This window comes from Streptomyces sp. NPDC039736, assembly GCF_055596485.1.
In genome coordinates this window covers 12341-38550 of sequence record NZ_JBVIUQ010000019.1, presented here as the reverse complement: position 1 = coordinate 38550, position 26210 = coordinate 12341, and the positions used below count along the sequence as shown (strand labels likewise).

General features: G+C 67.6%; 26 protein-coding genes and 2 pseudogenes. 9 read left to right on the top strand and 19 right to left on the bottom strand.

Annotation, left to right across the window (positions count from 1 at the left end; genetic code table 11):
- Positions 1 to 74 precede the first annotated feature (74 nt).
- Positions 75 to 2321, top strand: coding sequence for a helix-turn-helix domain-containing protein (locus ACZ56L_RS34840; protein ID WP_471069118.1), 2247 nt, complete (start codon positions 75 to 77; stop codon positions 2319 to 2321).
- Between the two features lie 432 nt (positions 2322 to 2753).
- On the opposite strand, the gene ACZ56L_RS34835 is transcribed toward ACZ56L_RS34840, so the two are convergent.
- Positions 2754 to 3080 carry a hypothetical protein gene (locus tag ACZ56L_RS34835; protein WP_471069116.1) on the bottom strand — a complete coding sequence of 109 codons (327 nt, stop codon included), beginning with the start codon at positions 3078 to 3080 and terminating at the stop codon, positions 2754 to 2756.
- A 351-nt stretch (positions 3081 to 3431) separates the two neighbouring features.
- Here ACZ56L_RS34835 and ACZ56L_RS34830 point away from each other — a divergent pair, with 351 nt between their 5' ends.
- Together ACZ56L_RS34830 and ACZ56L_RS34825 are read left to right on the top strand one after the other, a co-directional pair.
- Entirely contained in the window at positions 3432 to 4595 is a 1164-nt protein-coding gene (locus ACZ56L_RS34830; protein ID WP_471069114.1) for a ParA family protein, read from the top strand.
- Entirely contained in the window at positions 4592 to 5722 is a 1131-nt protein-coding gene (locus ACZ56L_RS34825) for a ParB/RepB/Spo0J family partition protein (RefSeq protein ID WP_471069112.1), read from the top strand. The genes ACZ56L_RS34830 and ACZ56L_RS34825 overlap by 4 nt, the downstream gene beginning before the upstream one ends.
- A 275-nt stretch (positions 5723 to 5997) precedes the next feature.
- Here ACZ56L_RS34825 and ACZ56L_RS34820 read toward each other — a convergent pair whose 3' ends face one another.
- Positions 5998 to 6126 carry a hypothetical protein gene (locus ACZ56L_RS34820; protein WP_471069110.1) on the bottom strand — a complete coding sequence of 43 codons (129 nt, stop codon included), beginning with the start codon at positions 6124 to 6126 and terminating at the stop codon, positions 5998 to 6000.
- 269 nt (positions 6127 to 6395) lie between these two features.
- Here ACZ56L_RS34820 and ACZ56L_RS34815 point away from each other — a divergent pair, with 269 nt between their 5' ends.
- Positions 6396 to 6800, top strand: a complete 405-nt coding sequence (locus ACZ56L_RS34815) for a RidA family protein (protein WP_471069108.1) — start codon at positions 6396 to 6398, stop codon at positions 6798 to 6800.
- An 84-nt stretch (positions 6801 to 6884) separates the two neighbouring features.
- On the opposite strand, the gene ACZ56L_RS34810 is transcribed toward ACZ56L_RS34815, so the two are convergent.
- Positions 6885 to 7382, bottom strand: coding sequence for a cupin domain-containing protein (locus ACZ56L_RS34810; protein ID WP_471069106.1), 498 nt, complete (start codon positions 7380 to 7382; stop codon positions 6885 to 6887).
- Between the two features lie 111 nt (positions 7383 to 7493).
- On the opposite strand from ACZ56L_RS34810, the gene ACZ56L_RS34805 reads away from it, so the two are divergent.
- Positions 7494 to 8309: a DUF2382 domain-containing protein gene (locus ACZ56L_RS34805; RefSeq protein ID WP_471069104.1), complete on the top strand. Its 816-nt coding sequence runs from the start codon at positions 7494 to 7496 to the stop codon at positions 8307 to 8309.
- Positions 8310 to 8394: 85 nt separating this feature from the next.
- Here the strand turns inward: ACZ56L_RS34805 and ACZ56L_RS34800 are convergent, their stop codons facing one another.
- On the bottom strand, positions 8395 to 8736 hold the full coding sequence (locus tag ACZ56L_RS34800) for a hypothetical protein (RefSeq protein ID WP_471069102.1): 342 nt from the start codon (positions 8734 to 8736) through the stop codon (positions 8395 to 8397).
- A gap of 284 nt (positions 8737 to 9020) precedes the next feature.
- Between ACZ56L_RS34800 and ACZ56L_RS34795 the strand changes: the two are divergent.
- Positions 9021 to 9394, top strand: a pseudogene (locus ACZ56L_RS34795) (hypothetical protein).
- Between the two features lie 881 nt (positions 9395 to 10275).
- On the opposite strand, the gene ACZ56L_RS34790 reads toward ACZ56L_RS34795, so the two are convergent.
- From ACZ56L_RS34790 to ACZ56L_RS34760, 7 genes are read right to left on the bottom strand one after another with little or no spacing between them, the layout of a single operon-like run.
- Positions 10276 to 11568, bottom strand: a complete 1293-nt coding sequence (locus ACZ56L_RS34790; protein ID WP_471069100.1) for a beta-ketoacyl-[acyl-carrier-protein] synthase family protein — start codon at positions 11566 to 11568, stop codon at positions 10276 to 10278.
- On the bottom strand, positions 11565 to 11759 hold the full coding sequence (locus ACZ56L_RS34785) for a hypothetical protein (RefSeq protein ID WP_471069098.1): 195 nt from the start codon (positions 11757 to 11759) through the stop codon (positions 11565 to 11567). The genes ACZ56L_RS34790 and ACZ56L_RS34785 overlap by 4 nt, the downstream gene beginning before the upstream one ends.
- Before the next feature lie 32 nt (positions 11760 to 11791).
- Entirely contained in the window at positions 11792 to 12763 is a 972-nt protein-coding gene (locus ACZ56L_RS34780; RefSeq protein WP_471069096.1) for a beta-ketoacyl-ACP synthase 3, read from the bottom strand.
- Positions 12760 to 13983, bottom strand: a complete 1224-nt coding sequence (locus ACZ56L_RS34775; protein WP_471069094.1) for a cytochrome P450 — start codon at positions 13981 to 13983, stop codon at positions 12760 to 12762. Before ACZ56L_RS34775 ends, ACZ56L_RS34780 begins: the two co-directional genes overlap by 4 nt.
- On the bottom strand, positions 13980 to 14270 hold the full coding sequence (locus ACZ56L_RS34770) for an acyl carrier protein (protein ID WP_471069092.1): 291 nt from the start codon (positions 14268 to 14270) through the stop codon (positions 13980 to 13982). The genes ACZ56L_RS34775 and ACZ56L_RS34770 overlap by 4 nt, the downstream gene beginning before the upstream one ends.
- 60 nt (positions 14271 to 14330) lie before the next feature.
- Positions 14331 to 16001: an AMP-binding protein gene (locus ACZ56L_RS34765; RefSeq protein WP_471069090.1), complete on the bottom strand. Its 1671-nt coding sequence runs from the start codon at positions 15999 to 16001 to the stop codon at positions 14331 to 14333.
- A 29-nt stretch (positions 16002 to 16030) separates the two neighbouring features.
- Positions 16031 to 17053, bottom strand: coding sequence for a 3-oxoacyl-[acyl-carrier-protein] synthase III C-terminal domain-containing protein (locus tag ACZ56L_RS34760; protein WP_471069088.1), 1023 nt, complete (start codon positions 17051 to 17053; stop codon positions 16031 to 16033).
- Positions 17054 to 17941: 888 nt separating this feature from the next.
- Here ACZ56L_RS34760 and ACZ56L_RS34755 point away from each other — a divergent pair.
- Together ACZ56L_RS34755 and ACZ56L_RS34750 are read left to right on the top strand one after the other, a co-directional pair.
- Positions 17942 to 18181, top strand: a complete 240-nt coding sequence (locus tag ACZ56L_RS34755; RefSeq protein ID WP_471069086.1) for a hypothetical protein — start codon at positions 17942 to 17944, stop codon at positions 18179 to 18181.
- Positions 18182 to 18215: 34 nt separating this feature from the next.
- A complete protein-coding gene (locus ACZ56L_RS34750; RefSeq protein WP_471069084.1) occupies positions 18216 to 19655 on the top strand; it encodes an ABC1 kinase family protein in 1440 nt (479 codons plus the stop codon).
- A gap of 870 nt (positions 19656 to 20525) precedes the next feature.
- Here the strand turns inward: ACZ56L_RS34750 and ACZ56L_RS34745 are convergent.
- Positions 20526 to 21203 (bottom strand): annotated as a pseudogene (locus ACZ56L_RS34745) (IS5 family transposase); the annotation flags it as partial.
- Between the two features lie 478 nt (positions 21204 to 21681).
- Positions 21682 to 22374, bottom strand: coding sequence for a hypothetical protein (locus ACZ56L_RS34740; RefSeq protein ID WP_471069082.1), 693 nt, complete (start codon positions 22372 to 22374; stop codon positions 21682 to 21684).
- Between the two features lie 211 nt (positions 22375 to 22585).
- Between ACZ56L_RS34740 and ACZ56L_RS34735 the strand changes: the two genes are divergently transcribed.
- Positions 22586 to 22972: a barstar family protein gene (locus ACZ56L_RS34735; RefSeq protein WP_471069080.1), complete on the top strand. Its 387-nt coding sequence runs from the start codon at positions 22586 to 22588 to the stop codon at positions 22970 to 22972.
- An 87-nt stretch (positions 22973 to 23059) separates the two neighbouring features.
- Here ACZ56L_RS34735 and ACZ56L_RS34730 read toward each other — a convergent pair whose 3' ends face one another.
- The 6 genes from ACZ56L_RS34730 to ACZ56L_RS34705 form a co-directional block, all read right to left on the bottom strand.
- A complete protein-coding gene (locus ACZ56L_RS34730; protein ID WP_471069078.1) occupies positions 23060 to 23644 on the bottom strand; it encodes a hypothetical protein in 585 nt (194 codons plus the stop codon).
- A 134-nt stretch (positions 23645 to 23778) separates the two neighbouring features.
- Complete coding sequence (locus tag ACZ56L_RS34725; RefSeq protein ID WP_471069076.1) at positions 23779 to 24198, bottom strand: hypothetical protein; 420 nt, start codon at positions 24196 to 24198, stop codon at positions 23779 to 23781.
- A complete protein-coding gene (locus ACZ56L_RS34720) occupies positions 24195 to 24638 on the bottom strand; it encodes an NUDIX domain-containing protein (protein ID WP_471069074.1) in 444 nt (147 codons plus the stop codon). The genes ACZ56L_RS34725 and ACZ56L_RS34720 overlap by 4 nt, the downstream gene beginning before the upstream one ends.
- 22 nt (positions 24639 to 24660) lie before the next feature.
- Complete coding sequence (locus ACZ56L_RS34715; protein ID WP_471069072.1) at positions 24661 to 24843, bottom strand: hypothetical protein; 183 nt, start codon at positions 24841 to 24843, stop codon at positions 24661 to 24663.
- Positions 24840 to 25568, bottom strand: a complete 729-nt coding sequence (locus ACZ56L_RS34710; protein WP_471069070.1) for a hypothetical protein — start codon at positions 25566 to 25568, stop codon at positions 24840 to 24842. Before ACZ56L_RS34710 ends, ACZ56L_RS34715 begins: the two co-directional genes overlap by 4 nt.
- Positions 25568 to 26194 carry an Lsr2 family DNA-binding protein gene (locus tag ACZ56L_RS34705; protein ID WP_471069068.1) on the bottom strand — a complete coding sequence of 209 codons (627 nt, stop codon included), beginning with the start codon at positions 26192 to 26194 and terminating at the stop codon, positions 25568 to 25570. Before ACZ56L_RS34705 ends, ACZ56L_RS34710 begins: the two co-directional genes overlap by 1 nt.
- Positions 26195 to 26210: the final 16 nt, after the last annotated feature.

The window sequence follows — 26210 nt, the reverse complement described above, 5'->3', positions numbered from 1 at the left end:
TAGGTGACGCATACTTTTGCAGGTTGGGTTCGGCGTTCGGCCAGGGCCACGTCGAACACGGGAAGATCATCAGCATGGCCTCGACCATCAGGACCGACCGCTCCTTCGGCACGCTGCTGCACGCGCTGCGCCAGCACGCGGGGTTCAGCCAGGAGGACCTGGCGAACGCAGCGGGGGTGAGCGTGCGTACCCTGTCCTACCTGGAGCAGGGCCGCTCCCGAGGTCCACAGCGCCGAACTGTCCAGGCGCTGGCAAAGGCGCTGGGCCTGGACGCGGCCGGCGCCCGGGGCTTGGAGGAGGCCGCGAGCGCGGGCCGTCCCCGCCCCGCCCGCACCGCGAAGGACGTGGTGGTGGCGACCGCGGTACCGCAGACCACCGCCGCCGCACCCGAGGCCACCCTGACCATGAGCGCACCTGATCTGCTGCCGCGAACGCCGCGCGCCTTCCACGGCCGGGCCGCCGAGCTCGCCGCCCTGACCCGCGCCAGCGCGGGCGAGGCACCGGTGTGCCTGGTCGTCGGGCCCGCCGGCGTCGGCAAGACCGCCCTCGTCCTGCACTGGGCCCACCACGACCCCGCCGGACTCGCGGACGGGCGCCTCTACGCCGACCTGCGCGGCTTCAGCGACACCAGCGAGCCGGCCGCCGTCGAAGTCCTGCGCGACTTCCTGCTCGCGCTCGGCGTGCCGGCCGAGCGGATCCCGCAGTCGCAGAACGCCGCCGCCGCGATGTTCCGCGCCCTCGCCGCCGACCGGCAGCTCCTCGTCGTCCTGGACAACGCGCGTGACTCCGAGCAGGTCCGCCCGCTCCTGCCGGGCGGTGACCGCTGCGTCACCGTCGTCACCAGCCGGAACAAGCTCCCCGGGCTGATCGTCACCGACAACGCCCGCCCCGTCCCCGTCGACACCCTCACCCCCCAAGACGCCACCGCCCTCCTCGCCCAGGCCCTCGGCAACGAGCGCGTGCACGCCGAACCGGCCGCCGCGCTCCGCCTGGCGGAGCTGTGCGACGGACTTCCCCTGGCCCTGCGCGTGGTGGCCGCCCGCCTCGCCGGCCGGCCCGGCTGGACACTGGCCGCGATGGCCGGCGAACTCTCCGACGAGACACGGCGCCTGGGCCTGCTGGACCTGGAGGACACCGGCGTGCGCGCCGCACTCCACCTGACGCTGCGCCAACTCCCCGCCCACGTAGCGGACGTGTTCGCGACCCTCGGCCGCCACCCCGGCAGCCACCTCGACCGGTACGCGGCAGCGGCCCTGGTCGGCACCGACCCGGCCACCGCCGACAGTGCCTTGGAGCACCTGACGGCCGCACACCTGCTGAACGAGAGCGCGCCCGGCCGGTGGACCATGCACGACCTCGTGCGGCTCTACGCCCGCGGCTTGGACGCCCACCCCGACACCGTCAAGCGCCTCCTCGACCACTACCTCACCACCGCCAACGCCGCCGTCGCCGCGGCCGAACCCGGCTCCGAGGACTGCTTCCCCCTCCCCGCCGATTTCCACCCGCCCGCCTCGGTGCGGGAGTTCGCGGACCGGGCCGCCGCCGTCACCTGGTTCACCACCGAGCAGACCAACCTCGCGTCGGCGATCGCCGACGCCGACGCCACCCTCCTGCACGAGCGCACCTGGCGCATCGTCATGACCATGTGGCCGCTGATCGTGTGGCGGGTGCGCGACGGCTGGACCCCGCTCCTGGAGACCGCCCTCACCGCCGCTCGGGCCGACGCCGACCAGCACGGCGAAGCCCGGGTTCTCAACATGCTCGGCTGGGTCCTCACCGAAGAAGGACGCACCACCGAGGCACTCGTGCACCTCGAAGCGGCATGCGCGCTCGCCGCCGGAGCCAGCGACGCGTTCGCCGAGGCCAACGCCCTCATCGTGCTGGCCCAGGCCCAAGGCTCCCTCGGCCACCTGGACGTCGCCGCGGACACCTGCGAACGTGCCGTCCACCTCGCGCGCGGCGACGGCGACCGCAGGATCGAACGCCTCGCCACCCAGCACCTCGCCCGCCACCAGGCCGACGCCGGCCACTGGCAGCAAGCCCTCACCACCGCCACCCGCGCCCTGGACTTCGACGACCGCCCCGGCTCCACCGACATCCCCCACCTCCTCCTGCTCACGATCAAGGGCGAGGCACTGCTCGGCCTCGGACACCACACCGAGGGCACCGCACAGCTCGACCTCGCGGCCCAGGAAGCGGAAGCCGCCGGCTACGACGACGGCACGGTACGAGCACTCGCCGCCCTCCTGCGCGCAGCCCCGAGTCCAGAGGTCCAAACACGCTACGACGTGGCACTCGCGCGACTCACCACCCGGGCCTGAACAGCAGCTGCACCCTCAGGGCGCTGGTGAATCCCGCCGACCCTGGGCGCTACTGGCCTCCCCACAGTTCACCCTGACACGCCGAAGTCAGTAGCTGTCAGGCCACCGACATGGCCGTCCCCGTGGTGAGGGGGCAGTACACATGCGAGCCAGTCAGATGGGTCCCCGGTCTGGGTGAGCCGCTCGTGTTCGCACGTGATGTCTCTCCTGGCCTACATGACCTGGAAGGTCAGCGTCACTTCGCAGTGACGCGCATCGTCCACGCGCAAGGTGTAGGAGTACTGTCGCTCTTCTCCTCCGTCGCAGGCGCAGCTCTTGCGCTGACAGTGTTCGCGGATGGTCGGGAGAGAGTCTCCAGCGCGGACGGGTCAAGTGCGTCAGAAGTACTTCGTGGTCGACGGGAACGCCGTGTTCCTAGGGCAGCTCGAGCTTCTATCCCAGGCCGTGCTGCCAGTACTTGATGGAGTGGGGCTTGGTGGTCATGTGGAAGAGGGCAACGCGGCGGAGCCCGCTGGCGACCCAGGCCATGCCCGCGCGTTCTTCCCGCCAGGTGGCGTCCCAGGCCAGGTAGCTCTCCTCGAACGCCGTCAGCGCGGGTGCACTCCGCAAACGGATCAGGTCGTGGGTCAGGCCGTCATTGCACTGGTCGGTGAGCAGGGTCTGCCACTGTTGGGCGGCGAGCCCGCTGAGGGTGACGTGTGCATCGGTAGCGGTGAGTCCAGGGTGGTGGCCGCGCTTGTCGATGCTGCGAATCCTCACGCCGGTGATGCCCTCCTGGATCGGAGTGCTCGTCCTCTTTAGGGCCGGTGCACTGGGCGGGCAAAGGGCCCGGAGGCCGTGCGACAGGTCGCTTGCCGGAAGCGGCTCCCCTGCTTGGTGTGCACGATCTGGGACCTGAGGCGGTTCGGACCCATAACCGGGTTATGGGTAGGCGTCCGGCAATGGGTCGATGACGGCTCGGCGGCCCCCAACTCATAACCGGGTTATGAGCTGGCTCGGCCGTGCACGTTGATGTTGTTTCAGGAGGCGGCCGAGACCAGGCGAGTGAAAACGCATCAGAAGTAGCAGATCGGGTGTCAACCACAGCAGGGGAGTCAGTATGGTGACGTCATGACCTCTCCAAATCCGACCAGCGACCGGGTAAAGGTGGCGTCGAAGCTGCCGGCCGGCCTCCGTCAAGAGCTGAAAGTCCGTGCAGCGGAGTTGAGCCTGGATATCCAGGACGCGGTTTCCGCTGCCATCACCGAATGGCAGGAGCTGCCCGCTGCGCTCCCCGCCGTCGACACGACGGGCGCCGACTCGTACAGCACCTACCTACCCGACGGCATGTACGAGACGTTCAAGGCCACCTGCACCGAGCGCAGGGTGTCCTACGTACAGGGGCTCGCCCAGTCCGTCAGCCGGTGGCTGGATACCCACCCCTCCCCCAACGGCCGCCCCGCCCCCCGCGCCCCCCGACGGCTCATCGTGTGCAACCAGAAGGGCGGTGTCGGGAAGACTGCAGTCGCCTCCGGAATCGCCCAGGCGCTCGCCGAGGCCGGCGAACGGGTCCTCCTGGTCGACTTCGACCCGCAGGGGCATCTCACCCACCAGCTCGGTGTCAGCGTGATCCCGCCTGGTGAAGACAGCCTTGTCACCCACATGTGCGGAGAAGCCAAGGGCGACCTGCGGGAGACGGTAGTAGAGATTGAAGGCGCCATCTTCCAGAAGCGCCTGCATCTGCTGCCCTCCTGCTTCGACGGTTTCGTCCTGGCCGAGCGGCTCGCCATCCTGTCCTTGGACCGGAAGAACCGCATCAGCAAGGAAGCCGCACTCGAGCGTGCACTCGCTCCCCTGGAATCCGACTACGACGCCATCGTGGTGGACTGCCTGCCCAGCCTCGGCACCGTAATGGATGCGGCTCTCTACTACGGGCGCCGACGCGAAGGCGAACCCGCCGGCCGCTCAGGCACCTTCGTGCCCGTCCTCGCAGAGGACACCTCCGCTACGGCGTACGCCATGCTGGTCGACCAGATCTCGGACCTCTGCAACGACCTTGCCGTGGTCGTCGACTACCTCGGCCTCATCGTGAACATGTACGACTCACGACGCGGAGTCGTCGCCACCTCATCCCTCGCGGGCTGGAAGGCCATAGGAGACCCCCGCGTCGTCGCGGTCATCGGCGACCTGAAAGAACAGCGCGAAGCGGTCCGCCTGATGCAGCCACTCATGGTGTACGCCCCCCGCTCCCCCCAGGCCGACGCCATGCGTCAGATCGCAGGAGTACTGCAGTGAGCAAGAGCAAGTCCGCCGCGATGGGTGCCTCCGCTGCGTTCACCAGGGCCACGGGTGCGCGTAGCGAACGCAGTCAGGCATACGCACGTGCCACGGGCCAGAACACGGAACCCCAGGGAAACATCACCCTGGAACTCGACCTCGATAAGATCGCTGACAACCCGGAGAACCCCCGCGGTGTCATCGACACCGCAGACGAGGAGTTCCTCCAGCTCGTCAGCAGCATCCGCGAGATCGGTGTCACCAGCCCCATCTCGGTCTGCCACGCAGCTGCGTTCCTTGCGCACCATGAGCAGCACCGCGATGCCATCGGCTCCGCCGAGTACGTCCTGCTCGCCGGGCACCGCCGTGTCACCGCTGCCCCTTTGGCCGGCCGGACTTCGGTACCCGCGCAGATCGATGACAAGGGTGCCGAGAATCCACTGGTGTGGGCGCTGGCGGAGAACGGGCTGCGTGTGGGCCTCAATCCGATCCAGCAGGCGCAGACCCTCAAAAAACTGACCGACAAGCCCCCACAGGGGCGGGGCCTGTCACAGGGCCAGGTCGCCAAGTCCATCGGCCGCAGCCAGCCCTACATCTCGCAGCTCAAGCTCCTTCTCGACCTGGTTCCCGAACTGCAGACATTGGTGGCCAGGGGAGAGCTGATCCAGCGTGATGCCCGCGACATCGCGCGCAAGCCCCAAGCCGAGCAGATGGCAGCTTACGAGGCACTCCTGCAACCGGCCTCAGTCAGCGAGCCTGCCGCTGTGACCCATAACCCGGTTATGGGTCACGATGCTCCACCAGCCCCCGATATCGCCCCGAGTGCTCCGCTCGGACAGCCGCCTGCACCAGAACAGCAGGCCGCCCCCCAAGGTGATACCCATAACCCGGTTATGGCTGCAGAGTCCGCCACGTCGGTAGCGACGGCTGAGCCGGACCTTGCCGTCGACGCTGCCTCGGGCGGGGAGACGGTGCCGGTCCCCTCCCAATCCACGGGCCGCTCCGCGCAGCACGAGGACACCAGCGGTATCCCCTGGCACGATGCCGAGCTTTTCCTTCCGCACCTCAAGCTGCACATGCCGCCCAAGCAGCGCAAGCGGCTGGCAAGTCTCCTCCTCAAAGACAACAGCACGTCGCCTGAGTAGCACGCTGCAGCCGGGTAGTCCTTGAAAACACCGAAGGCCCGGTCCCCCGTAGTGAACACGGGGGACCGGGCCTCTGCTGTGTGTCAGATGTCCGAGCGTTCGGTGAGGTAACGCACGGGCTGCCCGAGCGCGGGTGTGGACGGTGCGGCGGTGCGCGACGAGGCCGGCGCTTCCGCCCTGGATCGGGAGGTGGCAGTCCAGGCAGCCGTCTGCCCGCTGGTCCCCGGCCGGGATGTCGGCCGGGGTGAGCGGGTGCGGGCCGTCTGCGGCGCGGCTCACTCGCGGACCGCGGCCGCGAACTGGACTTCCAGGCCGGCACGGCCCTCGGGGGCGTCGTCCCGGTCGTAGTCGTCGGTGACTGGGGAAGAGGCGGCGTTCCAACCTTGCGCTATGTGGGTCGGCACAAGCTCGCTGAGCCTCTTCCGTTCTCTACTGGAGGGTGAAACAGGATGGCCAACGGGTGTGGTGAGGAGGCAGGGGACCTCGTCGTCGGCGTGATGGTTTCACTCATAGCGCCAGTGTCTGGAGGAACCCACCGCAGCCAATTTTGTGCGCGCAAAGAACACATAGACGGCACTACCAGACAAGCACCGCTTGTCCGGATCCGTAACTTCTACGTGCAAGGGGCCTGCCTGCAACTACGGCCCCGCGTGTTGCATCAAGGGAGTGAGTGATGAGTTCTCAGATGAAGGCATTCGGGTTCGGCATGCCGTGGGAGTCGTTGTACGGATACAGCCAGGCCACTCAGGTCGGTGACACGGTTTATGTGTCGGGGCAGCTGTCTCATGACCGTCACGGCAACTTCGTGGGTGACGGCGACTTCGAACTGCAGGTCCGCACCACGCTGGAGAATCTGGACCTGGTGCTGAGACAGTTCGAGGCCGAGCGTAGCCAGATAGTGGAGACCACAGTTCTGGTGAGGAACCTGCGGGACAACTTCGACACGACAGCACGCCTCCACGCCGAGTACTTCGGGGAGCACCGGCCCGCCAGCACGGTCATGGGCGTTTCCGATCTGGCACTGCCGGACCAACTTGTGGAGATTGGCGCGCTTGTGCGTCTCGATATGAAGCCATAGGTGAGGAGGCCAGTCTGATTCCTTCGGCGGGGTGTACGGCTCCGCCATCACCTTCGCGGGTCGCGATCTCGTACAGAGCCGTTGTCACGCACTCGTCCCCGCGATGGCGTCGTCCAGGAACTCGCGAACATCACCCGTATACGGGGCGATGTAACTCTTGTGGGCGTTGGCGTCGAACTCTGTCGTCCAGGCGCTGACCCAGGCACCGGGTACCAGCGTGGTCTCCCGTCCTTCCAGTGCGGTGATGATCCGGGCGGCGTGCTGGGTCTGCGTGTAGGGGCCGGGCCGCAGGAGGGTGTGGCCGCTGCCGTCTTGCTTGCAGGCTTCGACGGTGACGGCGTAGTGCGCCGGGTCCATGCCGATGCCGTCGCGGAGGGGCAGGTTGGCGGCGGCGTGGGTGAGCGGTGCGTAGGCCGGCTGCCAGGTGCCGAGGATCGCGGTCGTCTCGCAGCGCAGCCAGCCCCTGCCGGTGTAGCCGAGCTGGTGGCCGTGGAGGTACGCCGCGGCAGTCGCGGAAAAGCTTCGGCGCGCGGGGAAAGGCTGGCCGTAAAACGTCCACCCTGGGTGGGCTAGAGAGAGCACGCTGCGTTTGCCCCCGCCGGAACCTTGCAGCGCAATGGAACAGCAGACGTGATGGTTCGAAGAGGAGGGGCATTCGCCCCCGGCCGGGCGTCGCTGAAGGAGAGAGCGTTTATGGACGGTATGCGCAGGCCCGAGGACTTTCAGGGGCTCACAGCACATGACCCGGAAGGCAACAAGATCGGGAGCGTCGAGCAGGTCTACGTGAACGACGCGGACGGTACCCCGGAGTGGGTCACCGTCAGAACCGGCCTTTTCGGCACCAAGGAGTCCTTCGTCCCGCTCGCAGGCGCCCGCCGCGATGGGCAGGAACTGCACGTGGCGCACCCCAAGGACACCGTCAAGGACGCCCCCCGCGTCGATGCCGACCAGCACCTTGACGCCGCCGAGGAGAACGAGCTCTACCGTCATTACGGCATCCCCCAGGCCGCCGACCGGGCTGCCGCAGCCGGCGACGGGACGCAGCCGACGGCCAAGGGGGACGGGGCGGCCACCTCCCGCACGAAGGACGCGGGGAATGAGGGCATCGTGCGTTCCGAGGAACGGCTGCGTGTCGGAAGCCAGGAGCGGGAGGTCGGCACGGCGCGGCTGCGCAAGTACGTGGTGACGGAGAACGTCACCACGACGGTGCCCGTCAGTCACGAGGAGGTCCGCGTCGTCCGGGAGCCTCTGAGTGGTGATGCGCGGGGCCGGGCGGACATCGGCGAGGCGGAGACCGAGGTCACCCTGCACGCGCAGGAGCCCGTGGTCCGCAAGGAGACCGTCCCCGTCGAACGGGTCCGGCTGGAAACCGACGAGGTCACCGAGGAGCGCGAGGTGTCCGACACCGTCCGCAAGGAGCAGATCGCCTTCGAGGACGGCACGGGCGAACGCGGACGCGGCCGGGGCGGTGAGCGCCGCGACGGCGGCAAGCCCGGCCCCCGCCCCTGACACAGAGGCTGTCCCCCGCAGCTGGGGCGTTCCCAGTACGTCCCGGACCGCTTTGGCGGTCCGGGACCAAGGCGTAACTCACAGGTCACCATGGGCGGTGCAACCAGCGAAGCAGCACGGTGTGGATGGTGTCGTCCAGTGTGCTCAGCACCTCAAGGGCCTCCATGTCTCCGGGGGCCGGCGCGATACCGGCGCGCGTCAGGGCGGCATGCAGGTCCAGGCGTTTGCGGTTCGAGGGCTCGCCCCGCGCAGGCAGACGCCGCCCGGTATCCAGTGCGGACCGGATGGGATTTCGTGACTCGATCGTGTCGCATGCGGGCCCCGGCGGCAGGTCGTCCTCGGCAGTGGCGGCGCCGGGGTACCGGTAGGGGTCTGCGTCCAGCCATCCGGCCACCGACGGAACCGCAGACATCTTCCAGACGGTCATGCGTATCTCCCCACACGTAGGACGAGTGTTGGGAGCGGGGACGACGTAGGGCGCGCCCTCAGTTTCGTCGGCGTCCGCAGTCCACCCGGATGCCCCCTTCGCCATCTCGTCACATGAGCAGGCGGGCTGGGGGATCCGGGCGCAGCGGTGGTCAACTGCTCGCTCGCCCTCACAGTCCGGTCTGTCGGCGTACGGACTTTTCTCCCCGGCTCCGGCCGTAGGCAGCGGCAGTGGGGCAGAGGATGTCGGTTGAGATCGATGACCCGAGCAGGGACACTCACGCGATGAGCTCCAGCACATCGTCTGAACCGATCGAACAAGGGTGGGACGAGCCCTGATATCGGCCCGCATGGAGGACTTCCAAGCGTCGTTCCTGCCCAGGACGGCGACGACTTGGACGAGGTCTGCAACGTCGATGTCTTCGTGACGCTGAAGGATGGATCTCGTTGGACCGCGACCGTGTTCACCGTCGCGGAAGTCGAACGTCTGATGAAGCTCTGGGCAGGGACCGACGAGGCCCTCGGGGGGCCAGTATTTCTGGGTCTCGGACGGCCTGATCGTCAGAGACCCCGGCATCTACAGCATGGCCGGCGTGAGTGCCGGGCTGATCGAGAACGGCGCGTTCTCCGAGATCTTTCGACGGGTTATCAACGACTGATCACGTGCTCGGCCGCCGGAAGCGTCGGGGTGGTCAGGCCACGTCGTTCTCGCGCTCGATGGCCTTGTGGCGGTTCTTCAGCCGGTAGCTGAGGTCATTGATGGAAATCCCTTCGCAGGGGTGTCGGTGTGCGGACTTGCCTCCTCTGCCCGGTACGAGCGAACGTCCTTGGCTGCTTGGCCGCTACATGGCCGGGGCCGGTCGACAGCCAGCCGGCCTCAGGACAGGCGGTCGGGCCAGGAGGGAGCGTAGCTCCGTCCTGCGGCGACTACCGTCCGTCGGCACATGCGCTGAACCGCGGGCGCGAAGGAACCGGCTTGCGAGACGGCCGGGAGCCGCGGTCGAATCGGGCGGCCTGTGCATCTGCGGCCCGGGCAGGGGAGGGATCGGTTCATGGACGGGACGACAGCGCTGGACAACGTGCTGCAGCAGGCATTTGAGGTTCGGGTCAGTTCGGTGAACGGGGTCGCGGCGGTCGGAGAGATCCGGGTGGACCTCTCCGATCCGGCGGAGTCGGCGAGGTTAAGGACGGCCACTCTCCCGTCCAAAGAGACTGCCGGCAGTGCCGAGGCACACGCCTCTGCAAGAAGCCACCGTCACCCGAATCCCGAGGGAGCATGTGACTGACATCAAGGCAGGTGGGGTTCGCGGGCAGCGCAGATGCGGTGGAAGGTGCCGGTTAGGGAAACTGCTGCCTCGTAAGCGGTGTCCCGTACTGTTACTCCGCCCCGCACCTTCTCACGGGGGCTACCTGATCACCCTGCTCGCTGTCGGTGCTTACTGCCGACTTCCTGTCGGGGCATCTGCCGGGGTGGCAGGTTCGCGTCGGCTTTGGGCAGTCTGCCTCTCTATGTACGCTGCCTGCTTTTCCAGGTCTTCGTTCATGAGGAGGGGGTCGCTGGGGAGGTAGATCCGGTGTCGCTCTTGAAGATGAGTGCGATGTTGTGTCCTCCGAACCCGAAGGAAGTGCTCAGGGCGTTGATCGGGCCTGGCGCAAGGGAACGGGGAGTCTGTTTGACGATATCCAGCGCGATGTCCGCATCGAGAGCGTTCAGGTTTATGGTCGGCGGGGCGAGTCTGTCCACGAGGGCCAGGACGGCGAAGACTGCTTCGAGCGCGCCGGCTGCGCCGAGGAGATGCCCGGTCATCGATTTGGTTGCGGAGATGGCGATCTTCTGGGAGTGGTCGCCGAATGCCTTTGTGTAGGCCCGCGCTTCAGCCAGGTCGCCGGCTGGCGTTGAGGTTGCGTGGGTGTTGGCATGGGTGATGTCGTGAGGGGCCAGGGCGGCACGGGCCAGGGCGAGTTCGATGGATCGCGCCGACTGAATGGCATGGGGGGCAGGCAGTGCGACGTGGTAGCTGTCGGTGGTGAGCGCTCCGGCGGCAAAGGTGCAGTAGGCCGGGGCGCCTCGGGCTCGGGCGGACTGCTCTGACTCGAGGATGAGAGCCGCAGCGCCCTCACCCAGGATGAATCCGTCACGGTTTGCGTCGAAGGGGCGGGACGCCAGGGTGGGATGTTCGTTGTTTGTGGACAAGGCGCGCATGGCTGCGAAGCCTGCGATGGTAAGCGGCACGATGGGTGCTTCCGAGGCCACGGCGACCACGATGTCTGCCTCGCCGGCTCGGATGAGCTGGCTTGCGCGGAGTATGGCTTCGGCACCTGAAGCACAGGCACTTGCCACGCTGAGGGCTCCGGCTTGTGCGCCGATCTCGATGCTGATGTGCGCGGCGGGTCCGCTGGGAATGAGCATGGTCACTGCGTGGGGGCTGATCCCGCGTGGCCCGTTGGTGCGTAGCGTTTCCTGTTGGTCCAGTGTGGTGCTCAGGCCCCCGATCCCGATTCCGGCGACTACCGCCACGCGCTGTGGGTCGTGCGTTCGGCGGTTGGCGGCCTCTTTCAGTCCTGCGTTTCGCCAGGCTTCGCGGGTGGCGACTATGGCGAGTTGGCTGCATCTGTCCATGCGTCGCGCTTCCACTCGGGACAGCGGCAGTTCAGTGGTTACCGGTGCAGCGATACGTACCTGTAGATCTTCCGCCCAGGGTTGGTCAAGTGCGCGTACGCCGGAGTGGCCAGCGAGGGCGGCTCGCCAAGTGGTTTCGACGTCGGACCCGAGCGGTGTGATGGCGCCTAGGCCGGTGATCAGGATCCGGGTACTGGATAGGGGGGTCGTCATGCGGGGCTCGCCGGTGTCGTCCTTTGGGCGAGGGAAGCGAAGGGGTCTTTTTCGCGGCCGGCTTGTTCTTGTAGCTTCGCGAGGGTGGCGGCGGGCCTTTCACGGATGTATTCGGCCTGGCCGTTCAGGTCGGTCAGGTCGACGAAAGCCCAGTGTTGGAGCAGAGGCTGCCTTACGTCGTCGAGGTACACGGTTCCGTCCTTCTGCTGCGCGCTTCGGGCGGTTATGGCAATTGCACGACCTGTGCCGCGAATGTCATCCCCGCTCCGTAGCCGAGGAGGAGAGCAAGTTTCCCGGACAGGTCGGGCCGGATGTGCAGGAGCGTGTCCATGGCCATCGGGATGGAGGCTGCTGCAGTGTTGCCGCTGTGGGTGATGTCGCGAGCCACGGCTACGTGCGGCGGCAGGTCCAAGGCCACACTCAGCGCGGTGATGATGCGGTCGTTGGACTGGTGCGGGATGAAGGCCGCGAGGTCGCAGACGTCGACCCCGGCTCTCTGCAGTGCTGTCGCGGCGACGTCAGGGAGATGGTCGATGACCCACCGGTACACCTGTGGCCCTTGCATCTGGAGCATGGATGGTTCGCCGTCAGCCCGGTTTAGGTCGGGGCGGGTGATCAGGTGTCGGCGTGCTGGGTCGCTGCCCCAGGCAGGAGCCCCTATGCCAGTCTGTGGCGCGCCGTGGAGAAGTACCGCTCCCGCGCCGTCGGCGAAGACGGGTGCGGTGGCACGGTCGTCGTCGGCGACGATGTCTCTCATCCGCTCGGAGCCGACCACGAGGACCGTGTTGAAGGTGCGCCCCTGGATGAGGCAGCGGGCGAGTTCCAGAGCTACGCAGAAGCCTGCACAGGCAGCGTTCACATCCAGGGCGGCACGAGGTGGCTTCGGCAGAAGATCGGCGATCGACCGGGCCAGGGAAGCACCGGGGTCTTGGTGCGTCATTGACGCGGCTATCAGGCAGTCCACGGTATCGGTGCCTGGACCTGCCCGTCGCATTGCTGCGTTGGCGGCCTGCGCCCCCATGTACGCGAGTGTTTCTTCGTCGCTGGCGACTCGTCGTGTGCAAATTCCGGTGCGCCGATGAAGCCAGATGTCGTTCACTTCCAGGTTGGCTGCCACGGCTTCGTTCGTCAGGACGCGAGAGGGCCGGTAGGAACCTACCGATAGGAGCCGTGCATAGGTGGAGGCGCTGGTCATGGGCTTGTCTGTGTGATCACGGGGAGGGAGGTGATTGTGCGGTCAATCAGAAGCCCTCGCCAGGTGGTGTGTTCATGGGGGTGGATGAGCTGTAGATCTGGCAGCCGCGCGAACAGGGTCTGGAGCCCGATTCTGATCTCCAGACGAGCGAGGTGGACGCCGATGCAGTAATGCGGGCCGCGTCCGAAGGCCAGGTGCGCGGGTGTGGTTTGTCGGTCCGGAACGAGTTCGTCAGCGGCGGGGAAGGCTGCGGGGTCGCGGTTGGCCGATGCGAGCAGGATCAGGACCGGTGAACCTGCTGGGATCGTCGTCGATCCGACAGGGACGTCAAGGGGGGCGAAGCGCCAGGAGGCGAACGGGATAGGGGGGTGGTGCCGAAGTATTTCGTCGACGAGGCACGCGGCGCCCTTGGCCGAGCCGAGCAGGGGACGCAGCGCAGCGTGGGTGTACATGAGTGTTGCGGCCGCGTGTCCTAGTCCGGTTGCGGTGGTGGAGATCCCGGCGGCAAAAAGGAGCATGAGAGAGGAAGCCGCCTCGCGTCGGCTCAGGTCACCGCGGGCGACCGCCTTTCGGAGGCCGCTGATCACGGTTTGGGGATCGTCGGTTGGGGGGTGGGTGGTCAGGTCGCGCACCAGGTCGACGAGGTCGCTGTAGGCGCGGCGCATGGGCGCGGTGGCGGGGTTGTCCCGGCCGGACAGTTGCCGGCTGAGGCGGCCGATCACGGGCATGGTGTGGTCGGGGACACCGAGGATGCGACCGATGACCAGTTCGGGAAGGGGCTGGGCGTAGGTACTCATCAGATCGACCCGCTCCTGCGACGCCACCTTTTCGATGAGCGTGGCTGCGATCTGCCTGATCTGCGCCTCGTGTCCGACGATGGCTTGTGTCGTGAAGTAGGACGCCACGGCGGAGCGCAGACGGCTGTGTTCGGCTCCGTCGCTGTTGAGCATGTGACGGCCTTCAGTGGCCAGGATGTCTTCGGCGTACCTCTGGCCGGCGAAGCCGTGCTCAGGATCCTGCAGGCGGCGCATGTCTTTGACGAAGCGCGGGTCCGTCAGGGCCTTGCGGCTCTCCTGGTAGCGGGTGATGACCCAGACCCGCAGGCCTTCGGGCAGGTCGACCGGCACCACGGTGTCGTGCTCTCTCAGTGCGCGGAGGGCAGCTTCGGCTTGGGTGTCGAGGGCTGCGGGCTCAAGGTGTATGGGCTCGGCTGCGCTCATGAGGTGCCCTCCTGCGCGGTGGCGGTGCGCAGGATGAGGGTGCACAAATCGTCGCCAGTGCGGACATCGAAGAGTTCCTCTTCGTCCAATTGGATGTTCCACTGCTTCTCGCAGGTGACAACGGTCTGAACCAGGTGCAGTGAATCCATTCCCGGCAGGACGGTCAGCCGCTGGGTCATATCCACCTCGGTGGGCGGGCGCTGGAGGACTTCTGCGAGGAGAGTGCGCACGCCTTGGCTGATCTGTTCCGCGGATGGTGGCGGGTCGGATATGGGGGGAGTGGGCATGGCTACTGGGCCTCCTTGCTCGGGCGGTTGCCGGCCCGGTCCGCTCTTGAGGCGACCGCGTCAGCGCTTGGGAGAGTCTTTGGCTTGGGTAGGGAGGGCGAGCAGTTCGCGTACGCGGGAGCGCTGCCATTTGCCGCTGGTGGTTCTCGGAAGTGTGCGTGGAGCGACCAGATGCACGCGGACGGCGGACAGGCCCAGCTCCGTTGTTACCGCGCCCTCGACGGTGCGCAAGAGTCGCTCATGTTGCGCAGTGCCCGGCGGGGCGGTGGATTCGGCGACCACGACTATGTGTTCTGTATCCGGGTCTGCAATGGCTACGACGCGCTGGCGGTATATCCCCGCCAGATCCCTTACGAGCTCTTCGACGTCGTCGGGGAAGTAGTTGCGCCCTTGGACCACAATCATGTCCTTGAGCCGGCCTGCCACGAAGAGTTCTCCGTGATGGAAGAAGCCCAGGTCACCGGTGTGCAGCCAGCCGTGCTTCAGGACTCTCCCTGTGGCGTCTGGTTGGTGCAGGTAGCCGGTGGTCACGGGGAGGCCCCGGATGCAGATCTCTCCCAGACAGCCCTGGCCGAGGCCGGTGTTGGCATCCATTGCGGTGATTCTGACCTCGATGCCGGTGACGGGAGTGCCGGCACCGACCAGGGTCACGCCGCTGTCCTGGTGGTCTACGAAGGACACCTGCTGCCCCGGAATGAGCGTGTCCCGGGCCACGTGCACACGCCGGGGCGTCGTGCCTGGTTGCGGCAGGCAGACCGCCAGTACCGCCTCCGCCAGGCCGTATACGGGGTACAACGTCCCGGGGGAAGCTCCCAGCGGGCCGAATGCCGTCAGGAAGTCGTCCAGGGTGCGTGCCGGCACCATTTCCCCGCCGTTGAGGGCCAGTCGCCACTGCGAGAGTCCATCGGGTGTCGTGAGGGCGGGTGACATCCCATCTGAGAGGGACGCCATTTTGTCGTAGGCGAAGTTGGGGCTGGCGGTCACCGTTCCGCGGTGACGAGCTATGTGCTTGACGAGCTCGGCAGGTTTACGGATGAAGGCCATCGGGCTGAACAGATGGGCGTCGGCGTGCGCGTGCAGGGAACAGAGCAGGGAAACGAGTCCCATGTCGTGGAACAGCGGTACCCATTGGACGAGCACATCATCGGAGTTCGCCCTGATCCGCTCATTGATCGCGCTCACCCCGGCGAGAAGACCCCGGTGGGTATGCATCACGCCCCGGGGCCGGCTGGTACTTCCCGAGGTGAACTGCACCAGCGCCAGGTCCTGGGGCCCGGGCGCTTCGCCCGCACTCGGTTGCACGGCCGTCGTGCCCGTCCCCGCCACGTCAGCCAGCGTGGCGGAAGCGTCCACGAGGCACAGTTCCGGATGGGCTTGGGCGAGGTGTTCTGCGATCGCCCGCCCGGTGCCGTGCACCACCAGATGCCGCATGCGCGCCGTTTCTACCATGGGCGCCAGATGACGTGCGGCGGCGGCCGGGTCCAGGACTACCGGGGGCAGGGGCAGGATGCTCGCTGCGGCGCCCGCGCCGGCCACTGCGAAGAAGGCGGGCAGGAACTCCGGCGTCGTGGGCATGAGCAGGCCCACGACGTCCCCGCGCCGTACCCCCTTCTCGAGCAGCTCGTGGGCGAACCTCTCGGCCTGCAGCGGAAGGACTCTGTGCGGCAGCACCGTGTCCTGCTCCGGGAACACCACCTTGGCGGCACTGGTGTGAAGGGAGTCGAGCAGCATGCTGAGGGTTACTGGAGTGCCACGCCTGTTCATGACGTCGCCACGCCCTTCTGGGGTAGTTTTGCGTCCGTGAGCGGGGACACCGCCTGGACCACCAGGCAAGTGGCTGTGAAGCCGCTTCCCACGCTCACCAAAAGCGCGTACTGGCCCACCTCCAGGGCATCCTCCCGCAGCAGGTGATCGAGATTGGCCGTCATGTCGCCAGCGAAGAGGTGGCCGGTCCGCGCGGTGAGCCGTAGCTGCTCCGCCTTGAGCGACTCGGGCAGCAAGCCGGTCATCAGAACATCCAAGAGCCACGGCGCCAGGCGCGGCAGCATCACTATCCGCAGCCGCGGATCGTCGGCATTCAACCCGGCATCAGCGAGTGCTCCCTGCACGGCGTCGCGGACACAGCGGCGTAAGAGAAACGAGCCACTGCCGTCCTTGGCCTGTGCAACCGACGCTGGGGGCGGGGGGCCGAGCAGGGGATTGGCCGTGGGAAGTTCGGCCTCGTGCTCGCAGTGACCACTCGATGCGATGGACCTCACCGCGAGGCGCCCCTGGGTTCGCGACAGCAGCAACGCCGTAGCTGCGTCACCCATGAACGCGCCCTCCGCTCCGGCCCATCGTCCTGGCGCATCGGGTCCGAGCGCATCGCCCGTCAGAACGAGCGCTGCCCGGAGCGATGCTTCCGCCATCATCTGTGCAGCTGCTATCTGCACACCCATGGCACCGCCGTTCGACAGCTGACGTACGCCAACGGCCACGGCACGCCTCGCTCCAGCTTTGCGTGCGAGACGTGGAGCAAGTTTCCAGTCCGTGTCGGTATCCAGTACCCACGCGCAGATCACGAGCCCGACGTCTTGTGCCGCACGGGGACTCGCGAGGACATCGTGGGCGGCAGTCACCGCCATCAACTCCCTGCAGTGCGCATGGTCAGCGACAGGAACCTCTGTCACACCTGACAGTTCCAAGGACAAGCAACCCGGTTGGACGGCCTGGCGAATCGTCTGACGGCGAATAGGCAAAACGACGCTTGTAGCCTTGACGAACACCTCGTCGCGGATTCGCAAGGCGCGCTCCCTTCGCAGCTACTCGATACCTTCTGTGTGCCCGCTGCTGGGTCTCTGCAAGGGAGCGTGCGGAGTCGCCGACGGCAGTGCGAGGCACACCGGCGCTCGACAACGTGCGGGTCAGCGCCAAGCGAGCCCAAGGGCGCGCGATCATGCCGCTGTGTCCGCTGTGAGTGAGGGGTGGGGTGACAGTGGCTGGGCAGCGGGCAGTGGGCAGCAGTGAAGTCATCTTGTCGGGCGATGGACACCGGAAAATTCCGGCCGTGCAGGCGCCGTAGATGCCGTAGGCGTGTGGATGGCTGTCGCCTCAGTGCTCTGCCGGCTGCTTTCGGGCATCGGATTGCGTTCGGGCAGTACAGGGACCCTCCGGTGCTCGAGCAGCGGCATAATGGCCTTCATGGGATGTCCAGCGAGATAGACCGCTTGCAGGCCAACGCTTCCTTCCGGACGCCAGGAAGGCCGTGACTCGCGCATATACGCCCAAGGACAACGGGCACGCACAGACCCCCAGGATCGGGCCGCACTCGTGCCTATGCTCCGGAGCGCACGGCCTGTCCAACACCACCCGCGCACCTCCGTGCTTCCAATTCCCAGCTACCTCCTTCTGACTCTAAAGTCCGGGCCTCAACAGTTCTCCTCCGCACCCACCGCCTCCGTGACCTGGGTTTTCGTGCTCCCAGCCGGTAGCTCGGCCTGCCATGCCGGGGCAGCCCAAGCCGCGCAGGCCAGGTTGACGCCTCCGGATCCCAGCGTTCCTATAAAGGAGTCGCGCGCCGCTCGGCTCAGCTCCCGCAGCACGGCGCGGGCATACCGAGCGCTCGCGCAGACGCTGCACCCTGCTTCTGCGAGCGTGCCTCTGAGAGCACCGATCCCGGCAAGGAGAAGTACGTGGGCAAACGCCGCGACAACCCAGTCGACCGGCTCGCCGATATGGTCGAGGGCTTCGACAAAACCCTGGTCCGAGGACTACGCAACAAGAAGAAGAGCGGGGGCTCTCCTAAGCGCCAACGTCGAAACGAACGGCACATCGCCGAACTGAGCACCCAGGTCACAGCACTGACCCAGGCGGTGGCCGCGCTCACCGCCCACGCCGGCCAAAAGAAACCTCTGCAAACGGGCAGCGAGTAGGTGGCCTGCCTCTTGGCTCGACGCGCTGCGTCTGATGGCTGACAGACGCGGGCGCCGAGCGACCGGCATCGTCGTGCGAGCCGTATCGCAGGAGGCGCTGCACACCCTGCGGCTCGCACGGCATCCTCCCAGCGCCGACTCCTTGGGACGCGCTCGCCGGATGAGGCGGACGCTGGAAGAACTCGGCCCCTTCTACATCAAAGTCGGCCAGATCCTGGCCACGCGCCCGGACTTCGTTCCCGAACACGTTCGCAGCGAGCTCAGCGTGCTCAACGACGAGGCGACCGCCCAACCCTTCAGCTCTTTCTCTCCCGTTCTGGAGCAGGATCTGGGGTCGGCCTGGCGCGAGCGGTTCGCCGCGGTACGCACCGAACGGCCTCTTGGATCCGCTTCGCTGGCCCAGGTCTACCGCGCCACCCTCGCCGACGGCACACCCTGCGTCATCAAGGTGCAGCGGCCCGGCGCCGACCAGGCTGTACTGGGCGACATGCGCGCTCTGCGCAAAGCAGTAAGCGTCATCACGCACTTCACACCGCACTTCAACGAAGTCATCGGCATCGACGCCATGATGGAGGTCCTGTTCGACGCCATGCGCGACGAACTCGACTTCACCCGAGAAGCCTCCAACATGAAGGCTGCCCGCAAACTTGCCAGGGACTACCGGCGCATCAGCGTCCCCAAAGTGCTCCATGCCTCTCCCCGGGTGCTCGTGCAGAGCCTTGCCGACGGGGTCGCCATCAACCATGTCAAGGACGATGCGCTCACCGTCAAGCAGTGTAAGCAGATCGCCCGTCAGCTCATGGCGTTCATGTTCCGTTCCTACTTCGTCACCGGCCGCTTTCACGCTGACCCGCACCCCGGCAACATCCTCATCAGCCAGGGCGGCACCGCCCATGTCATCGACTGGGGCATGGTGGGCCGCCTTGACCGCAGCACGCGGATGGCAATGCTAGGCGTTCTGATCGGCATGATGTGCAACGACGCAGGAGCCGTCGCCCGCCAGTGGATCCACATGGGAGCAGCCACCCCGTGGAGCAACCCCACCGGCTTCGTCCAAGATCTCTCCCGCAAGGTGCCTCTATGGTCCAACGCCTCCCTCGAAGAGCTCAACTACGGCGTGGCCCTGATGTCTGTGCTGCAGTACTCCAGCAAACGGGGCATCCAGGTTTCCCCCAGCGTCTCCGTCATCGGCAAATCCCTGGCCAACATCGAAGGCTCCGTGCGCTGTCTGTACCCCCAGCTGAAACTCGTCAAGAGCCTCAGCAGCACTCTCAACGGCATCATGCACGACCTGCTGAGGGAGGAAGCCGCACCCGAGCGGCTTGCCCAGCATCTCTTGGACGTTCTCGTTTTCACCAACAAAAGCGCCGGCCATCTGGAAGCACTCCTCAGAGACCTTGCGTCCCGCCAATTCACCGTGCAGGCACGCACCAACCTCGGGGACCCGATCACCGCAGGGCGCTCACACCGCTGACAGCGCCCTACGACTGCTCTCCCCTGTCCCACCACCGCCCGGGAGCACGAGATGTTTCTCCGCGGCAGAAGCCTGTCCTTCTGGGCTGTACTCGTCATCCTCGTCTACCTGGTCGCTACCAGGCCCATAGCCTTCGCCGACTCCCTCGCCAGCACGCTTCACGGGACCGTTGGTGTACTGCGCGCGATCGGCGACTTCTTCGACGCACTCAGAGGCTGAACCGTCGCACCGTGCACAAACTCGCCCGCCGACGAAAAGGCACACCATGGGACCCGGCCGAATCTTCGCCGCACTGGTCACCGCCACCACCGGCTTACTTGCCGCCCTCACCTTCCGACTCCAGCACCCCGCCCCCACAACCACCATCTCCATCACCGCACCCACCGCCCTGACCACGATCACCGCGACCACCACGCAGCCCCCCACGACCCCCTCAATCGGGGCGACCCACCCCTCGCCGACAAGACCAAGAGAATCCACAGGGCCCACGAAGCCCACTACGCCGCCCGCTACCCTCAACCCACCTTCCTCTTCACCCCCGGTATGCCCCACCCCGGTGACGCCCAGCCCTCCCCACGTCCCGTCTACCCCATCACCTCACCACCCCAGCCCTACACCGCCTGCCCCGCCCCTCAGCACCGTCCCTGCCCCGCCCCTCAGCACCGTCCCTGCGCCCTCACCATCCCAGCCGACCAACACCACTGGGCCACCACGCACAGCCGCCCTGCCTCCAGCCACCCCGGCGGGGCCAGCACCGACCTCCGATTCCGCCAATACCCGGCCCTCCACACCAACAGCGCCCACAGCGGCCGCCGCTGTAACGCCCTGCGAAAGCCATCCACAGAACACGTCAGACGGCAGATAGGCCATGTCTGACAAATGATCACGGACTGGTTTCGCGGAGCCAGAGAATCAGCGAGGCCAGGAGGACTCCGGCGCGGCAACGGTTGGCTAGCTTGTCGAATCTGGTCGCAATCGCGCGGAACTGCTCGAGGCGTGCGAAGCATCGTTCGACCACGTTGCGCTCGCGGTAGACCTCCTCGCCGAAGGCAGGCGGTCGTCCGCCGAGGCGCCCTCGGCGTCGGCGGTTGGCCACCTGGCCGCGGCGCTCGGGGATCGTGACGGCGATGCCGCGGCTCCGCAGCAGGTGCCGGATCGCCGGCTGGAGCAGGCCTTGTCGCCCAGGACTCGGGTCGGTGTCCTGCGCGGGCGCCCAGTGCCGACTCTCGGAACGCGGATCCCGTCGAGGATCTGGTTGAAGGCGGCGTCGTCGTTGACATTGCCGGGCGTGAGCATGGTGGACAGGGGCAGGCCCCGACCGTCGATGGCGAGGTGAACCTTTGTGGTCAGCCCGCCTCGGGACCGGGCGAGGGCCTGACGTGTCTGCGAGCGGCCCGGATCTTCCAGTTCGTCCCCGTCTGCATCCCCCTTTTTGCGGGCACCGGCGGCGTGCTGGTAGAACCGGTTGATCGTGGAGTCAACGGCGACGGTCCACTCCACCCGGCCCACCGCGTCGTCGCGGACCTGAACGGGCAGTGGTGCCCGAGCAAGCCTCATCCCCTAACGACGACGCGGTTCAAAACCCGGTTTTGAACTCTGCAGCCTTCCCTCCCTCGCAGACACAGGTCGTTCAGTCTGACTCGGGGCCGACCTCGTCCCGGCACGGTTACGCAAAGGACCTTCAAAACCCGGTTTTGAAGCCGTCCGGCATTGTGGTCGCGGCAGCCCCGCCCACCCTCGGCGGCCTGCCAGTGAACTGGGCAGATGCAGATGAGGTCTTGGCATTCCTCATGGAGCGCATACCGCTCGTCAGCCGGAAGCGACTAGCGAGCCGACTGCTGCGAGAAAACACGGAACTCTGATCCTCACGCGCCAGGGAGGCACGTAACTCACAGGCCACCAGGCCACTTAATTTCCCCCGGTCCCTTCACACCGCAGGAGGGACGTCGGTCCCTGAAACAGAAGAAGGCCCGTCCGGACGCGACCTCGCGTCCGGACGGGCCTTCTGATTCCTACAGAGCCGTTGTCACGCACTCGTCCCCGCGATGGTGTCGTCCAGGAGGTCGGGAACATCGCCCGCGTACGGGTCGACGTAGTCCTCGTGGGTGTTGGCGTCGAACGGGGTCGTCCAGGCGCTGACCCAGGCACCGGGTACCAGTGTGGTCTCGCGTCCCTCCAGTGCGGTGATGATCCGGGCGGCGTCCTGGGAGGCGTGCTGGGTCTGCGTGTAGGGGCCGAGCCGCAGGAGGGTGTGGCCGCTGCCGTCTTGCTTGCAGGCTTCGACGGTGACGGCGTAGTGCGCGGGGTCCATGCCGACGTCGTCGGGGAGGGGCAGGTTGGCGGCGGCGTGGGTGAGCGGTGCGTAGGCCGGCTGCCAGGCGCCGAGGATCGCGGTCGTCTCGCAGCGCAGCCAGCCCCTGCTGGTGTAGCCGAGCTGGTGGCCGTGGAGGTAGGCGGCGGCGGTACCGGTGTCGGGGTGGGCCAGGGAGACGGCGATCGTCTCGGGGCCGTGGTCGTCGCCGGGGCGGGGGTGCGCGCGCTCGATGAACGGACCGACTCGCACGGCAATGTCCTGGCAGGTGCCGGGTGTCCAGGGCTTCGGCGAGCGGAGGGCGGCCATGGCGGCCTGATGTACGCGGAACGTGTCAGCGGCGATCTGCTCCTCGGGCGTGACGTCGGCGGGTGTATGGCTACCCCGGCGGAACAGGTGGCGGGTCATCAGGCGGTCTCCTTCTTGGAGGTGACGGGCGGGGGGTGTCTTGAGCACGCGAGGAAGATGTGCAGGGAGGTGCTCGACTTCGACCTGGCGGCTGCGGGCGCAGAGTTGGCGGGCAAGGATTTCCGTGAGGCCGTATGCCCTTTTCCGGGCTAAGCGGAGGCGCTCAGAATCGAGGGGACGCAGCCGTGGAACCGCACGTATCCTCCGAGTCGTGACACCGACATACGTGCTGGACGGCAGGCAGATCAGAACGCTGGAGGACTTCTGGCGAGTCATCGGCGAAGCGATCAACGGTCCGAGGGGTTACTTCGGTCGAAACCTCGACGCCTTCGCTGACTGCCTCAGCGGTGGCTTCGGAGCGCCCGACGACGATGACTACGTGGTTGAGTGGCGCGACCACCAGGTGTCTCGCCAGCATCTCGGTTATCCAGAGACAGCTCGCCAGCTTGAGATCCGGCTGTCACGCTGTCACCCCACGAACCGCCCCTCTGTGGGCGTCGACCTTGCCGCCGCAAGAGATGGACGCGGATCCACGGTCTTTGATTGGCTGGTCGAGATCTTCGACGAACGCGCCCCTGGCGTTCTGCGGCTCCAGTGACGGGTCACGAGGACGCCTTGTTCAGCACCTGGGGGAGGTGGGCGTGGAGGCGCTCGGCTTCGGCCTGGCGGTCGCGTAGTTCGCGGGTCAGGCGGATCGGGTGAACAAGGCGCCCTTCAGACCGTGGGTGAGGGTGGAGTGCTGGGGGAGTGCGGTGGCCGGCGGGAGCCACCGGTGGGCGCAGTGCCGGCAGCGGTGGTAGGACGCCCATCCGGTGGCGTGGTCGGGTCCGGGGCCGAATCGGACCGAGCGGCTGATGCGGGTGCAGGCCGGGCACGCGGAGGCGGCCCTGATCTCTTCCCGCTCCAGCCATCCGCAGTGGATGACGGTGGCGGCCTGCGCGGCGGGGTGGCTGGGGGCGGCGTCGTCGACGTACCAGGGGCAGTCGTCGTCCAGCTGCGCTCGCACGGCGCGGACGTGGACGCGGTGGGTGCCGAAGGAGATCAGGTCGGTGAGTTCCCGGTCGGGGACGATGCGTTCTCCGAGTGCCCGCCGGTGGTAGGCGCTGGTAACGGCGAGTACGGCGCGGTCGGTCAGGTGACCCGGGGCCAGGAGGCGGTCGCATTCCTCGCCGAGGGCGGCGACCGGGATGCCGTGCAGGCGGTCGAAGTCCGGCTCGGTACCGGACAGGGTGAACTCCTCGCCGGAGGCGGCGTCGTTGAAGACGGTCACAGGGTGCTCCTCGGGTTGAGGGGTGGCATCCGGGGCGGCCGGGCTCATGGCCGGCGGCCGCCCCGGGCCGGTCAGGGGTGAAGCGGCCCGCCCCGCTGGGGGCCGCTTCGAGGGTGTGCTGTTCGCAGCGGTGGTCAGTTGCTGGCGGGGGTGTCCATGCGCAGTTCGGCCAGGGCGATCCCGACGGTGGCGCAGGGCCCGGAGCAGAAGTCGCGGATGGGCATGGTGGAGCCCTGGACGTGGATGCGGACCCAGCCGCGGTGCTGCACGCTGCGGCCCGTGGCCTCCTTGCCGCATCCGTCGACGGGGCAGGCGCCCGGCGGCGGGATCCGGCGGCCGGGCTGGGAGCCGGACGCGGCGGTGACGTACTGCCCGCCGTACCACTCGCGCTGCTTCTGTGAGCGGTCCTTGACGGGCTTGCTGGTGCGCTGGTTCTCGCGGACGGCGGCCAGGCATCCGCATGCTTCGGTCGCGGGGACCTTGCGGTAGGTGTGCTGGCGGTAGCCGCGCATGCTGCCGTGGTCTATCCCCTGTTCCTGGCCGATGACGCTCACTTCGCCGTCTCCTTCGGGTTTGAGGCGGTGAGGGCCACGGCGGCGTTGAGGATGTCGGCGTGGTCGAACGCGAGACATTCCGGCAGGGCGTCCAGGGGCCACCAGTGGGCGGTGCGGGCGTCGTCCCCGGCGACGATCGGGGTGTTGGCGGGGACGACGGCGAGGAAGGCGTCGGTACTGTACCTGCCTCGCGGGTCGCGGCCGGGCTGGTCCCAGGTGCCGATCAGGTGCAGGGCGTCGGCAGCCACAAGGAGACCGGTCTCCTCCCCGAGCTCGCGAACAGCGGCCTCGCGGCTGGACTCCCCCAGGTCTCGGTGGCCCCCGGGCAGGGCCCAAAAGCCCTCGAACGGATCCCAGTCGCGCTCGATCAGCAGGACGGTCCCGTCGGGTGTCAGGGCGACCACGTCGGCGGTGTAGCAGGTGGTCTCGGTGTCGGTCATGTGCACCTCTCGGTGAAGTGGATCAGTAGGTGGTGGTGTGGGTGACTACGAGGAACTGGTCGGTGTCCAGGTCCATCACGACGTGGGCGTCGCGGCCCTGGTCGCGCTGGGTGGCGGCGTAGGCGTCGGCGGGCCAGGAGCCGCGGGGGTGGCCGGCGGGGAAGCGTTCCAGGACGGTGCGCTGGGCGGGGGGTGTGGTCGTCATCGCGGGCCGTCCTCGTCCTCGAAGCTGGGGTCGTCCACGTCGCCGAACATGGCGTCCATGGCCTGGCAGATCGCCGGACGGGCCTGCGGCGGGGCAGTCTTCAGGACCTCGTGGGTCAGATCGAGCAGATCGAGCGCACTGAACAGGGAGTTCAGGTCTGCCACGGTCACCTCGTCCAGGTCCTCCGGCGGGGCACTGGCGTGGAGGGCGTTCATGGCGTCGACGGCGTCGGCGAGCTGGTGGGCGCGGGCGGGGGTGAGGTGCAGGCTGCGGCTGAGGTCCGCACCCGCCGGTGGGGTGCCTGTGGGGCTGAGGTGGATCCGGATGCGCTGGTCCGGCCCGGGGGTCTGGTCTCCGGCGAGGGCCTGGGCGAGGGTCTCGATCGCTGCGGCGATCTCGGCGCTGGCCTCGGGGGTTTCCTCGTCGTCGGGGAGGTCGGGGGCGGCCCAGAGGATCTCCACGCTGTCGGCATGCAGGCAGAAGCCGCCCTGGGCGGTGTCCGGGAGGGTGAGGTGCCCGGTGACGCGGAGCAGGTCGCCGGGGCGGCAGTCGGTGAGCAGGGTGTCGGCGACGTGCGCGTTGCTGGTGGTGCACGGCATCAGCGCGTCGTGGATGAGGTGGTCGGTGGGGGAGGAGTTCAGGCGCCAGGACGCGGTGTCGACGCTGTCGCCGGTTTCGGCAGGGGCGTCGAGGTGTCCGTCCAGGACGAGGGGTATCTGTTCCATCAGGAGGCCACCGCCTGCCGGTTCGAAGAGTGGGCGGCGTCGTAGGCGTCGAAGACCTCCCGGGAGGGGTTGCCGCGGTTGGCGACCGTGTAGCCGTTCGCGCGGGCCCATGCCCGGATCGCCGCCAGTTCCTCCTTGCTGCGGCCGTGTCCCTTCCTCTGCGACAGCGCCGGGGAGCCGGTGGTCACGGTGGCGGGGGTGCGGCCGGCCTTCACCTCGCGCAGCTGCTCCTGCGCGGCGTCGAGTGCGGCTTTGAGCTGGGCGACGCGGTCCTCGGCCGCCCGCTGCGCGTCGGCGGCGGCCCGGCGCTCCGTGAGTTCGGCCAGGTCGTGGCGGACTCGGGCGGCCTTGTTGCGGATCGCGGTGGCCGCGTGGGATTCCGCCCATGCGAGCAGCTGCTCAAGCCCGCCGTCAGCAGCGACCGCCACGGGTTCTGCCGCGTCCGTCGCGGCGGAGGCGGATTCCCCGGAGGGCAACTGTGCCTCCTGCTTGTTGACGAGGGCCGTGATCTCGGTCGTGGTCAGTCCGGTCACCGTGGTGATCTCACTCATCGGGTGGTCGGCGTAGTGCATGGACAGGGCCATCGCCTCGAACGCGTCGGTCTTGTTCGGGTTGGTGAACTGCATGTCGGTGGTTCCTTCG